This window comes from Lactobacillus sp. CA30L (assembly GCF_059900845.1).
The window spans coordinates 233,874-246,743 of the sequence record NZ_JBWXGB010000003.1 but is presented as its reverse complement, the minus strand read 5'-3'; the positions used below and the strand labels follow the sequence as shown (position 1 = coordinate 246,743).

14 protein-coding genes and 1 pseudogene are annotated in these 12,870 nt (G+C 45.1%); 1 reads left to right on the top strand and 14 read right to left on the bottom strand.

What is annotated here, in order from left to right:
- Nucleotides 1-73: 73 nt before the first annotated feature.
- The 6 genes and pseudogenes from AC2JF8_RS05270 to AC2JF8_RS05245 form a co-directional block, all read right to left on the bottom strand.
- Nucleotides 74-181: pseudogene (locus AC2JF8_RS05270) on the bottom strand (IS3 family transposase); the annotation flags it as partial.
- 364 nt (nucleotides 182-545) lie between these two features.
- The gene (locus AC2JF8_RS05265; RefSeq protein ID WP_500761717.1) at nucleotides 546-701 is read right to left on the bottom strand and encodes a hypothetical protein; all 156 of its coding nucleotides are present in this window, start codon (nucleotides 699-701) and stop codon (nucleotides 546-548) included.
- Nucleotides 702-923: 222 nt separating this feature from the next.
- Nucleotides 924-2,183, bottom strand: coding sequence for a carboxylate--amine ligase (locus tag AC2JF8_RS05260; RefSeq protein ID WP_500761714.1), 1,260 nt, complete (start codon nucleotides 2,181-2,183; stop codon nucleotides 924-926).
- Between the two features lie 15 nt (nucleotides 2,184-2,198).
- Entirely contained in the window at nucleotides 2,199-4,148 is a 1,950-nt protein-coding gene (gene asnB / locus AC2JF8_RS05255; RefSeq protein ID WP_500761712.1) for an asparagine synthase (glutamine-hydrolyzing), read from the bottom strand.
- Between the two features lie 106 nt (nucleotides 4,149-4,254).
- Nucleotides 4,255-5,652, bottom strand: a complete 1,398-nt coding sequence (locus tag AC2JF8_RS05250; protein ID WP_500761710.1) for a metallophosphoesterase family protein — start codon at nucleotides 5,650-5,652, stop codon at nucleotides 4,255-4,257.
- A 53-nt stretch (nucleotides 5,653-5,705) separates the two neighbouring features.
- Entirely contained in the window at nucleotides 5,706-6,191 is a 486-nt protein-coding gene (locus tag AC2JF8_RS05245; RefSeq protein ID WP_500761708.1) for a hypothetical protein, read from the bottom strand.
- Nucleotides 6,192-6,404: 213 nt separating this feature from the next.
- On the opposite strand from AC2JF8_RS05245, the gene AC2JF8_RS05240 reads away from it, so the two are divergent.
- The gene (locus tag AC2JF8_RS05240) at nucleotides 6,405-6,971 is read left to right on the top strand and encodes a DNA-3-methyladenine glycosylase I (protein WP_500761706.1); all 567 of its coding nucleotides are present in this window, start codon (nucleotides 6,405-6,407) and stop codon (nucleotides 6,969-6,971) included.
- A 335-nt stretch (nucleotides 6,972-7,306) separates the two neighbouring features.
- Here the strand turns inward: AC2JF8_RS05240 and AC2JF8_RS05235 are convergent, their stop codons facing one another.
- From AC2JF8_RS05235 to AC2JF8_RS05200, 8 genes are read right to left on the bottom strand one after another with little or no spacing between them, the layout of a single operon-like run.
- On the bottom strand, nucleotides 7,307-7,990 hold the full coding sequence (locus AC2JF8_RS05235) for a fructose-6-phosphate aldolase (RefSeq protein WP_500761704.1): 684 nt from the start codon (nucleotides 7,988-7,990) through the stop codon (nucleotides 7,307-7,309).
- A gap of 37 nt (nucleotides 7,991-8,027) precedes the next feature.
- A complete protein-coding gene (locus AC2JF8_RS05230; RefSeq protein ID WP_500761703.1) occupies nucleotides 8,028-8,639 on the bottom strand; it encodes an SIS domain-containing protein in 612 nt (203 codons plus the stop codon).
- A gap of 2 nt (nucleotides 8,640-8,641) precedes the next feature.
- Nucleotides 8,642-8,929: a PTS sugar transporter subunit IIB gene (locus tag AC2JF8_RS05225; protein ID WP_500761701.1), complete on the bottom strand. Its 288-nt coding sequence runs from the start codon at nucleotides 8,927-8,929 to the stop codon at nucleotides 8,642-8,644.
- Between the two features lie 46 nt (nucleotides 8,930-8,975).
- Entirely contained in the window at nucleotides 8,976-10,307 is a 1,332-nt protein-coding gene (locus AC2JF8_RS05220) for a PTS galactitol transporter subunit IIC (RefSeq protein WP_500761699.1), read from the bottom strand.
- A 33-nt stretch (nucleotides 10,308-10,340) separates the two neighbouring features.
- Nucleotides 10,341-10,859, bottom strand: coding sequence for a YjbQ family protein (locus tag AC2JF8_RS05215; protein ID WP_500761697.1), 519 nt, complete (start codon nucleotides 10,857-10,859; stop codon nucleotides 10,341-10,343).
- A 14-nt stretch (nucleotides 10,860-10,873) separates the two neighbouring features.
- Entirely contained in the window at nucleotides 10,874-11,548 is a 675-nt protein-coding gene (locus AC2JF8_RS05210) for a triose-phosphate isomerase (RefSeq protein WP_500761695.1), read from the bottom strand.
- A gap of 13 nt (nucleotides 11,549-11,561) precedes the next feature.
- Complete coding sequence (locus AC2JF8_RS05205) at nucleotides 11,562-12,389, bottom strand: class II fructose-bisphosphate aldolase (RefSeq protein WP_500761693.1); 828 nt, start codon at nucleotides 12,387-12,389, stop codon at nucleotides 11,562-11,564.
- Between the two features lie 18 nt (nucleotides 12,390-12,407).
- Complete coding sequence (locus AC2JF8_RS05200) at nucleotides 12,408-12,866, bottom strand: PTS sugar transporter subunit IIA (protein WP_500761691.1); 459 nt, start codon at nucleotides 12,864-12,866, stop codon at nucleotides 12,408-12,410.
- Nucleotides 12,867-12,870: the final 4 nt, after the last annotated feature.

Below are 12,870 nucleotides of genomic sequence, written 5' to 3'. Positions count from 1 at the left end.
ATCAAACCTCTCCATACCAAAAAGATGATCTGCACTTTGATGTGAACCCCAAATTAGGACAGTTTAATAAATTCTAGCTGAGGACTAACTCCCGATATTCAGAAGGAGTCCGTCCTCTTAGTTTTGCTTTGATTCTTTTGGCATTGTAGTAGTCAATATACTTTCTGATTGCTTCTTCCAGTACCGGGTGCTTGTGCCAGGCCTGTCTTAACGTGTCCATGGTCTGCTTAAGGTTGGGACTGCGCGACAAGTGCGGCAGGTTGGGATTGACATTAATAACATCAAGAATAAAAGTTACGCTGACTTTAAGTTCACGCCTCAGCTCTGTAACTGCCCGGGCTATTTCCGCGACTTGCGGTTCTTGGTCCGCTGGTCGACTAAGGCGCTCAATTTTTTTACGAATTCGTTCTCGACGGTCAGCTTCAAGTTCTGCTGGCGTAAGCGTTCGTTTTCTTGTTTGATTAGCTGTTCTCTTTTGGTCATGGGGGTCGTAGTCCTCTCTGTTTGATAACGACATTATACCCATTTTCGCGGTATTGACGCAGTCAATTGACCAACATTCCAGAACCTTTCAGTCCCAGATCAAGCGCTACTTGATAAGCCGCTTCGCCTTTGACCAGCACCCACCTAATGGCCTGCTCCTTAAAGTCAGCAGAATGGCTTGTATAGGGGTTAGGGGCGGTCAAGAATGGTTGTACCATAACGATTAATGAGAGCCAAGAGATAATTAATCCTGGATGGAGTAACCTGATAGCGGCGACTCAATTCTTTAGGATCGATGCCACAATTATGCCAAAGATGAAAGATTTCAATTTTGTCCTGTTTAGATAATTTAGACATAAAAATACGACCCCCGAAATTGTCTTAATTTCGGGGGTCGTATCACTTTTTAATGCAAATCATCTTTTTATTTTTTGAAATTTTTAGTCGAAGAACTGGCCCTTGTTAACCTGGTAGTACTGCTTATAACGCGCGTAGTAATTGTGGAACATATACTTCATGAGCAGCCAGCGCTTGAAGTTGCGGTCGCCATCGTAAAAGACCGTCGTACCGTAACGGCCCTCATGCACCAGCTCTTCCGCCATCCGTTTGGCATCATTGTCTTTAGCATACTGCTTGAAGACCTTCACGGGGATGCCGAGCCATAGGACGTGCTGGGACTTCAATTTGTTGCCGTAGACCGTTTTCGTTTCCTGCAAGGAATCGTAGACGTAGTCATCCACGTACCACTTAGCCAAGTTATAGCCGTTCAGGGTGACGTAGAAGCTCGAGCGGCCCTGGCGCAGGTTGATTTCGAAGAACTTGTACTTACCATCGCGGACATCGTACTTGATGTCGAAGTTGGCCATCCCCACGTAGTTTAATTTTTCTAAAAAGGCCTCGACTTGTTCGTACAGCTTTTCATCATATTCGGGCAAAATCGCCATGTAATTGCCAATCGACTGTGGCGTTGGGTCCTCTAACAAGGGATGCCCCATGCACATCATCTTGATGTGATGGTTTTTGTCGACGTACGCATTTAGAACGCGCATGTTGGAATCATCGCCGGGAATGAAGTCCTGCAGGATCAGGTCGGCTTCGTAACCGTTAGTGTAGATCTTGCCCACAATATCGCGCAATTCAGCTTCGTTATGAATGGTGAACGCCTTTTTGCGCCCCTCAAAGTGAACGTCAAGCCACGACACCGGATCTTCCGGCTTGAGCTCGAGCGGATAGCCGAAGGGCAGTTCCAGGTAGTTTTCCGCCTGGTAATCGGCTTTCGTCACAATCTTGGTTTGCGGATAAGGCAGGCCGTATTCCTCTGCAATCTGGTAGAAGCCCTCTTTGGAAATCAGCTTTTCCAGGAGGTCGTACTCAATGTAGGGCACGACAAAGACTTCCTCCAGCTCCTTCTTATGCTTGGATAAGAGCTCGGCATAGCCATCCCCGCACGCAATCAGCAGTACTGGCTCCTGGTGGCCGCGGTAGAGTTTCATCTGCTCACGCATGACCTCAATAAAGGTCGGATCTTCGCTGAAGCCCTGGTGCAATTCAACGTGGACGATCTTGGAATAACGCGTGGCCGCCAGCTGGCTGTCAGCGAGGGCCTTAACCCGGATTCCATACTCCTCGTTGAAAGAACGCGCCATGCCGTAAACGTTAATGTCGCTGCCGAGTAAAATCGGCGTAAATTGTGGATTCATATAAAATTGCTCCTATTAAACCAGCTTGCCCTGTTCAATCAGGCTAGCCACTTCTGGTTGCACGTGCTGGTACTTGGCCACTGTTTTTTCATAGTCAACAAAAAACAGTTGGTACCAGACGAGGAAAGTATAGATCGTCCATACCTGCCGGCGGTGCGAGCCGTCGCCCTGGTAATTCTCATCAAGCAGCTGCAGAATCTTGTCCTGTTCAAAAATGTCCTGGACAAAGTCCGCGCTGAAGAGCTCCCTAACCTGCTTGTAAAAGCGCGGTTCCTGGAGCCACTCCTTGATCGGCGTTGGAAAGCCTAGCTTGGGCCGCTTTGCCCACTCATCCGGCAGCACTTTTTCCGCTGCCTTGCGGAGTGCGTACTTGGTATCGTATTTATTGACCAGGTAGTCGGTTGGAATAGAATTGGCGCGCTCGGCAATTTTCTTATCCAGGTAAGGCACACGCAGCTCCAGCGAATGCGCCATTGAAATCTTGTCCGCCTTCTGTTCAATGTCATTGACCATAAAGTGGTGCAGGTCAATGTACTGCATCTGCCGAACGTTGTCGAGGTTCTTGACTTTCTTGAAGTCGCTTTGGTAAATCCCGTTGACGGTCAACTTGTTGCGGTAGGACGGCTTCAGAATACTGTTCGCATCGCTTGCACTAAAGATTGTGGGGTAATCCATATCGTAGATCACGGACTGACCCACGTAAAATTCACTCGGTTCAGCCAGGTTGGTGTACAAGTGCACCTTGCCCGGAAAGTTCGGCATCTTCTTGATCGTGCGGGCCAGCTTCACCTTCGTTTTCTTCGGCAATTTTTTGCACTGCGACGTAAAGGCCTTGATCACGCTGTTGTGCGTGTGCATCCCGTAGTTGACGTAGCCGGCGAACAATTCGTCCGCACCCTCGCCCGATAATGCCACCGTGACGTGCTTGCGTGCCAGTTTGCACAAGTACCAGAGCGGAATAATCGAGGGGTTGGCATCGGGCTCGTCCATGTGGTACTGCATTTCCGCAAAGTCGCGCATGGCATCGTCCGCCTTCACCTTGTCCGCAAAAAACTTCCAGCCCTTGATATCCGCTAACGCCTTGGCCTTCGAGGCTTCATCATAGGTTGCATCGTCAAAGGAGATGGAAAAAACGTCGTCCGGGTTCAGGATGCTGGTAATGTAGCTTGAATCAACCCCTTCCGACAAGAAAGCGCCGACGGGTACGTCCGCGTTGTGATAAAGCTTGACCGTTTCCTGCAGGTCTTCGTCGATCCGGTTGACGGTCTCTTCAAAGCTCAAGGTATTCGCCTTATATTCTGCATCCCAGTACTGGTGGGTCGTCATCTCGCCGTTTTTAAATTCAAACCAGTGCCCGGCCGGGAAGCGGTGGATCCCCTTAAAGAAGGTCTCGCCCAGGTCGTTGTACTGGTTCATCAAATACGGCTTAACGGCAGCTGTGTTCAGTCTGCGCTTGAAGCCCGGAAAGGCCAGAAAGCTCTTGATTTCCGATCCCATGATCAGGTGGCCGTTGCTATTAGCATAATAGAGCGGCTTAATGCCAAAGAAGTCGCGCGCACCATACATTGTCTGGGTATTGTCATCCCAGATAATGAAGGCAAACATGCCGCGGACACGCTTGAGCAGCCCGTCCATGCCCCATTCCTCATAACCATGCAGCAGCACCTCGGTATCTGCCTTGGTGGTAAAGGTGTGACCCGCCGCAATCAGCTCTTTGCGCAGTGGCTTAAAGTTATAAATTTCACCATTAAAAATAATTGCTCGGGTTTGGTCTTCGTTGTAAATTGGCTGGCTGCCCCCGCGCAGGTCAATAATCGATAACCGTCTAAACCCGAGAGCGACCTTGTCGTTGGTATAATAGCCGTCTGAATCAGGACCCCGGTGCTTGATTGTTGCCATCATTTTACCGATAGCGGCCTGTTTATCATTTATTTCTGGATTATAAAATGCTACAATTCCGCACATAGCTTATCTTTCCCTTAATAGTTTTTGGTTTAATTTTTGGTCTGATTAACTGTTCTATTATATGCTAAAAGACGGGCAATTACCAAACTGCCCGTCTTTTATTTTACTAAATATAAAAGATTCTGCGCTTGCTTGCCGCCCCGTAGCCGAAGGCCTGAATCAAGTGGCGGTGCAGGTCAACGTTGACGATGTAGCCGGCAAATTCGGTGTGGTGGTCAACCTGCCTGTTCCAGTTTTTGTTGTACTTGGTGGTCAAAATATGGTTGGGTCCCATCAAGGCCGAGCAGTTAAACAAGATATACTGAATGCCGTTGATCCGGTACTGGTCTTCACGGTGCCGGTGGCCGCAGAAGTAGGCGATGATCCGTGCGTCCTTGACGCCGGTAAAGTCGAAGTCATTGGCCAGGCGGAACTCCGGCGGAATGCCGCGAATGGAGTGCATCTGCCCCTTTTCCCCCTGGTTGAAGGCAACCAGCAATTCATGCAGCGAGCGGCCGTTGTACTTCAGGGCGTTTGTGCCCTTGCGGTTAATCGGATTGGCGTGGCTCATAAAAATGATGCGCTTATTGGACGACTGCTGCAGGATTTCGATGATTTCCTGCACCTGGTCCTCCCTAACGGCCAGCGTAATCTTTGCGTCGTATTTTTTCTGGCCCTGTGCATCCAAAATGTAGGGCAGATCCGAGGTGTTGACGGAAATAAAGCGCACGCGCCCCACGTCATAATAACAAACGCCGTGCTGACGCGAGATGTAGTGGATGCCCTGCTGATTATAGAGCGCCGGCCACATGATGCCCTCGAACTCGTTTTCGGGAAAGGACGCCTTCAAGTCGTGGCTTTCATCGTACTTATCATTTTCGTCGTGGTTGCCCTTGATCAGCATGCAAGGCACGCGGTCCGACTTAAAGGCGTTGCGCAGCTTGATTAATTCGCTCTCGCTGATGAAACCCGTATCGGAACCATCAATCCAGTCGCCTAGGTGGACCTTCAGGTCAAGCAGACCCGACTGGTCGAGGTAGGCAAACTCGTTAACATGCGTTAATCCATTCCAGCCGTAGAAGTCTGTACTGTTGCTGTCCTTGTAGTGCGTATCGGTAATCACGCTGACGTTGACCGCATCCGCACCCGTGCTGATATGGCTGTTAACGTTCTGGATAAAGCGGTCAAGGTATTCCTCAACGACATAGCGGCGCCCGGTTTTACGGTTGATAAAGGCGCGGTAGCGCATGAGGTCGGGATTGTACGCACGAACGTATTCTGGCGCCAATTTTTCCGTGCTCTCCGGGCTCAGTGCCTGGTGCAAAACGCCGTCTTCGTCCTTATAAACGGTCAGCGTATACGGCTTGCCGCCCGGCGTGTGCTGCTCGCCGTCAACCTGATATTCCCCCACGGTCTGGTAGTTCTGCATCGGGTCGAGCAGCCGCTCATTCTTATCAAACGGGTTGTGCGGCCGCACGCCACGCACCCGATTCACTAGACCTTTAGTATACTTAAAAACTCTCATAATTCTGCCTCGCGCAAAAGAAAAAGCCGGGCGCAGTGCCGCAGCTTTAATAATTATGCGTTATTTGCCAAAGCGTGCGCTGCTAGACCGATTGACAAAACCGCATCTTTAGACAATACTTCTTGTAAAACTTGGGGTGCAATTGCCTGGACCGCACCGATGACCTTCAGGCTGTAAGTAACAACGTGCAGGTCAACTGACTCATTGTAAAAGTCGTCCTCGTAAGGTTTTTCCAGATTATAAGTCAGGTTGATTTCGTTTTTGTCCGCGAAGCCATCCACGTGGTTAGTCAAAACCCGTTCCTGCAGCGCAGACAGTTTTGCATCCAGGTCTACCAGCGTCAATTTGTGATCGCTCTCGGTTTCGTAGTACTCCTCTTCGGTCATATTAAAATATTCCTTGACTGGCTTGTTTAAGACGTGCAGGCTATCAATCGCGCGGTAAACAGCCTCGGCATCAAAGTCTTTTTCCTTATTCAAAATGACCTCTTGATTTGCGGCCAAGTCATCGGCCAAAGTCATTATCTCTAACTTTTCCATGATATCCTCCTAAAGTTCATTCTATATTATACCAAAAAAGCCACTATTGCACTTTGCGGACCCAAAGTTTTTACTCTTTTATAAGATGGGGACAGGGCTTTAGCGCAAAGCCGGAATATTCGTTGCTTTTAGCGTATATTGACCCAATAAAAAAACAACGACATTCTTGCGTATTTAATAATGACAGGCGATTTTTATCAAAGGAGAAGGGCAATGGAGAAAAATACGCGCTGTGCTTGGGCAACTAAGGGCGACCAGCTGATGGAGCAGTACCACGACCACGAGTGGGGCAAACTGAACCTCGATGACCGCTACCTGTATGAGATGCTCGTTCTAGAATTGTTCCAGTCGGGCCTCAACTGGTCGATCATTCTGCACAAGCGGGCAAATTTTCGCCGGGCATTCAGAAACTTCCGTGCCGAAGAAGTCGCACAGATGACGGAAAATGACGTGGGCCAACTGCTGCAGGATCCTTCAATCATCCGCAACAGACGCAAAATTACGGCGGCAATCAAAAACGCACGGGCCATACTGATAGTTGAGGCCCGGTACGGCAGCTTTGCGCGCTACCTGCAGGAGTTTGTCAAGCGCCCGATTGTGCACCACCCGCAGGTCGATGACGACGTGCCGACCACGTGCCCGATTGCCCAGAAGATGGCCAGGCAAATAAAAAAGGACGGCTTCGTTTTTGTCGGCCCGGTGATTATCTACTCTTTTTTAGAGGGAATTGGCCTAGTCAATGACCACCTGGAAGGCTGCCCCTTCAAGTATCACGGCTAGGTCCGGCATTTACGTGCGGATACGATGGTTAACAGCCGTAATCAATACAAGAGCATCAAGCTATTTAGTAACCTGATACCCGTTCAAAATATTAACAAACTCTATCAACAGATTTTCAAATAGGACAAAATTATTCCAATTAATAAAAAGGACAGTTTCTCATTTATAAATTGAGTAATCATCTACTTTCTTTTACAGGAAATAGAATCTAGCTCAATGCTACTTGAGAATCTGTCCTTTTGAAGCCCTATAGGTAAAATATGACGAGTGTGAACAGAATAGACTTGCTGTTCCAAATAATTTAATTGTGCGTTTTTTAATATCTAGTACGTTAATTATTTACCTAAAGTCGCAATACTGGTTTTACCATAAATCGACTCCCAGTCGGAGGTAAAATCCGCAATTGCATCTGTAATAATATGCGTTTCCAGCCCATCCGCAATCAGTTCAGGTGCAATGGTTACGGCGTGTGCACCACCTGCAATTGCATTCGTAATTTGACTGACTGTATGGAAGCTGGCAGCGAGAATCTTGGTCGACCTATTATCATGACTAATGACCTCACTAAAGTTGCTAATGACTTTTTTCGCCTCAATATTATTGTTGGTCATGCGGTTATAATAAGGCGCAATGTAATCCACATCTGCGGCTATGGCCAGATACCCCTGCAACTCAGTATATATTGATGTTGCCGTAACTTTAACGCCTTCCCCTTTAAGAATTTTAATTGCTGCCAAGCCTGCTTGATTTACCGGTATTTTAACGTACACATCGCGGCCAAGTTCCGTCAAAATTGCGTGAGCATCATCAACTATGCCATCCGTTGTCGTTGCAACGACCTGAATGTGCAAGCTGCGGTCATCACCCAATAACCGTTTTATTTCACGCAAACGGCCAAAGAAGTCGCCTTTACCCTCCTTCTTCATGATAGACGGATTGGTAGTCACGCCCGTCAAGGGGATAATATCACGATATTTTTTAATTGCGGCAATATTTGCCGTATCTAGTAAAAATTCCACTGTAATTTCTCCTGGTAAACTAGAACCATGTTTATCATTATTTTACAATATTTTTAAGCATTTTGCCCACTTCTCCACCAGGATGAATTTTTAAGAATTCTTCCTTGGAATAGTGCTTATCCCTAGCAATAAGAACCGAAATAGAATCAAATACTGAAATAACAGCTAATGTACTTGATGTTGCCATCATATTGAAGTCATCCGATTCTTGGTCAACAATAACTTGTAAAATACAATTAGAATTTTGGCCCAAGTACGAAGCGGCTTTTTCAGTAACACCAATTATTTTTGCACCGCGATTTTTAATGATATCCACCAATTTGTTGATTTCTTCGGTTTCACCTCCTTTAGAAATCAGTATAACCAAATCATCAGTAGTGACAACGCCACTACCACCATGAGGTGCGTCAGCGGGTGACATGTATACTGCTGGTGCTTCAACAACATTAAGGGTATGAACGATTTTTTTGGCTCCCATGCCTGAAGTACCACAACCTGAAACAATGACTTTTCCTCTACAGCTTTTTATCAGGTTAAAAACTTCTAAGACCTGCTGATAATTTATATTATCAGCCACATATTTTAAGGTGTTTGCTTCCTTTATAATCACTTTTGCGAAATCCGCTGCCACTATTTGTTTTTCTGCCATAGCTATTCCTCCTTAACCCGTTTCTCAACTTCTTCATAAACTGCATCAGCATTCATACCAGTCAAAATCGGAACTGCAGAAATCACCTTGTCTTTGATATTGTCTGGCACTACGGTTGTTGTCAAAATAATGTCATAATCATTCAAACTGTTCATTTTATCACTGATGCTAGCATGAGAAACACTTACATTGCTACCTAAATTTTTTTGGTTCAGATAGTCCTTAACCCGATTTGCTACAACGGTTGAGGTTGCTATCCCAGTGCCACACATTACCAAAATTTTTTTCATGAATATAATCTCCTAACAAAATTGCTTTTTATATCTTATTCAGCGTTTAGCCTTTACGGACCGCTTTTCTTTTATTTAAATAGTACAAACCACCAAGAGAAATAAGTAAAATCAGTCCTGTTACAATCCACGGTAAATATTTCGCCCCCCAAACAAATATCAGTGTTGGCCATAAGCCACCTTCAATAAGCGACGTGATGCTTGATGCATGGCCAATATTAAAGTTCGCAGCCTGAGCCATTTTAGTAACCAGAGGAGCAATCCATGAAGTTATGTACAGAATACTGGTCATGTAAATAGCACCACCTACTACTGAGCGGACAATATTTCCGCCAAATACCGGTACCATCAAACAAACGGCAAATGGAATAGTTGAAAAATCACCAAACGGGATAGTCTTGTTACCTGGAAGGATTACGGCTAATAACAGCGTGATTGGAATCATTAACAGTGAAACTGCCAACACAGCCTGATCACCAACCGCTAAAGCTGAATCCATGCCAATGTACAATTCCCGACCGGGAAAACGCTTTTTGATAAAATCATTGGCAGCATCCGAAACCGGTGTTAAGCCTTCCATTAAGACTGAAACCATTTTAGGTAATAAAACCATGATGGCAGCTGTCTGAACGCCTAAGTTAAGAACCTTGCCCACATCGTAACCTGCTAAAACGCCAATAACTAAACCGATTATCAGGCCCATCACAGACGTTTCACCTAAAATACCGAAGCGCTTTTGAATCGTTTGTGGATTGGCCTTTAGTTTATTAAAGCCTGGAATTCGGTCAAACAGCCAATTTAACGGAAGTGCAATTAAGTACCCTGGAGCTGAAGTGCCGTGAGGAAAAGTAATGTTGGGAAAACCGTAATACTTATTTAAAACTGGCGCACTCAGGTCGCCCAGTAAATACAGCAGAGTTTGATACGCAAGCATTGAGAATACAGCTAGCGGAAAACTGCCAGAAATCCCATAAATCAGGCCAGCAACAAATGCAGCGTGCCAAAAATTCCAAATATCAATATTTAAAGTCTTAGTCAAACCAAACAAGAGCAGGAACAAGTCCAGTGCTATTCCAATTGGAATGGCTGAAATTCCCAGAATTGTTCCATAAGAAATGGCTGAAGCAGCCGGCCAACCTATATCAAGGGTAACCAAGGATAAACCGAAGCGTTTAACCATTACCTGGGCAGCCTTGCCCAACGTGTCTCCCAATAATCCGGTAACCAAGTTTAAGCCGATAAAACCAATGCCTACGGTTAACCCGGCAACAAATGATTTTTTAAAGCCTGCTCCTAGAACCATGGCAAAAATCGCAATAATTATCGGTAAAATTACGGGGGCTCCCCAATTAACTATTTCTTGTAAAACCTGTAACATTATTGTTCTCCTTCAATATAAAACCTTATAGACTTATTCACCTATAATGATCACGTTACATTTTCTTGATCTTTTGCGGTTTTGATCCCAATCAACAAAATAAACATACCCTACCGAGCCGGTCAAAATATTACCGTCCTTAACACCAAAAGTTTGGTTAGAACCAAATAGCGAACCCTTAATATGCGCATCACCATTTAAAATTGTGTTCTTTTCATTGGGATAGTTCTTATCAGTTTTTGACAACTCTTCAAGAAACTCTACGTGTTTTGGACCTGGGTACCGGTAATTTGCGTTTTCCGTATATTCACGTGGAATTATCTTGTCCAGAATGTTATTCAAATCAGCCTGTAAAAATTCATCTCCGTTAAAATCATGATCGTGTACGTATTCTTCAAATATTACCGAACAGGTTGTGTGCGCAGTCTGAATTAGGCACAGGCCATTTTTTATTCTGCTCGCTCTAACTGCTTCTTTTACCTGGTTCGTGATATTGACATACGTAACCCGCGCGTCAGTTTCAACTTTTACTTGTTCTTGGTATATCTTCATTTCATATCACCACTTCAATAGTTCTTCATGGGCTCAATCATTTCGATCAGCTTTTCTTCCCAATTATCCGCACAAACGATTCCACTGGTGCCACCCGTTCCATCCGCACCAAGCTGCAAAACCTTGCGGACATCTTCACCCGTGCTTACACCAGCCGCTTCCAGAACTAAAATGTTTGGATTAACCTCTTTAACTGCATGAACTGTATCAGTTACATAGTCATCACCGCTGGTCTTATTTGTCCCAATTAAACTGCTAGGCTCACAAATCATCATATTAGGTGCCAATTCAGCGATTGCTCTGCATTCCTCGACGCTATCGCCGCAAACTATGGTATAGAGACCCACTTCCTTAGCACGCTTGATTGTCTTGGCTAAAGCGGTTAAAGTAAGTGGATTTTCCGCGTGATTTAGCACAACAGCTTGAATGCCAGCACTCATAAGGCCTTCCGGCAATACGTGCCCCATTCCCCGGCCAGGAACTACTGAATCCATATGCTGCGCAGTTAGAATCAAGTGGCTCGTTACAGCCTTAATCGCTGGCAAATCGATCAGTGATCCCGTAAAGAAAACATCGATTTGGTATTTTTTTGCCAGCTTATCAGCAATTTTTGCTAATTCCACCAACTTTTCGCCATACAGGTAAACTTTAGGATTAACCATTAAAAAGGGCTTTTTTACTAATCTCATTTTTGCTCCTTCCTTAGTACGTATATTTTTCTGTTTCAAAAACATCGTAATAATGTTCGGCTAGTTCTTGCACCGCACGTGTCTGTGCAGCTAACAAGTCAAATTCTGCTGAGTATGTTTTTACCTGTGATGCATGCAAAGCAGCATTTGCTAGATCGGTGTAAATATTGATCTTGGCGATTCCACATTCAGCAGCCTGCTTCAAGTTGACATCTCCTGAAGAAGAGCCGCCATGACAAACAAGTGGTACTGGTACTGCATCACGCAATTCTTTAATTCTCGCAAAGTTCAATTTCGGCGTACCTTGCTTGTAGATTCCATGCGATGTGCCAATAGATACCGCAAGGGAGTCAACCTGGGTTTCCCTAACAAATTCTCCTGCAGCTTCAACTTCTGTATAAGTTGTACTGTCCTCAGAAGCGTTTGTCCCCACGTGACCAATCTCCGCTTCCACGACTACACCTAACTTGTGACAAAATTGAACTACATTCCTGGTAATTTGGACGTTATCACGGTATTTTTCATTAGATGCATCAATCATGACAGAGCTGAAGCCATGTGCTGCACCCCACTTAACTAGTTCTGGATCAGTACCATGGTCCAGGTGCAAGACAACAGGAACCTTGGCATTTTTACCGTAAAATTCGCCAAGATTGATAGCTTCTTCAATACTTAACTGTGAACCGTGCTTCTGCGCCCACGCCAGAATAACGGGAAGATTTTTGTTTTCCGCAGCTGCTACTTCAGCCTTGATGGAAAGATTGTCCCAAAAATTAAAATGCGGAAATGAAAAACCATTTTTTTTAGCTGTATTTAGAATATTTTTGGAAGAAATTAACATAGCTTGCTGTCTCCTTTTTTAATTAATTAACTTTAAAAATTCTTCTTCTGTAGTTGAATCCTTAATTTGCATCATCGTGTTGACATCGTTGAACATGTTCATTAAGTTCTTTAACATATCGAGCTGTTTATCGGGACTTTTGAGACACAGAATAAATATCAAAGTGACATTTACCTTGCTGTCCATATCACCCATTTGCTCAAATTCAACGGGTTCATTCAGTGAAATAAAGCCCAATTGTTCTTTTTTGACCTTGTCTGGATCGGTGTGTGGAATTGCGACTCCCAATCCGCCAGGGAGTGCCAAACCAGTAGGATATTGTTCCTCCCTTTTTAAAATAGCCGGCAAAAACTCTGTAGTTACAACACCCTTTTTTTCTAGTTCGTTAGCTAAAATAGTTAGTGCGCTATTTTTACTTTTTGCATCTTGTTGCTGCAAAATTACACGTTCACTAAATAATTCTCTATTGATATACAAATTT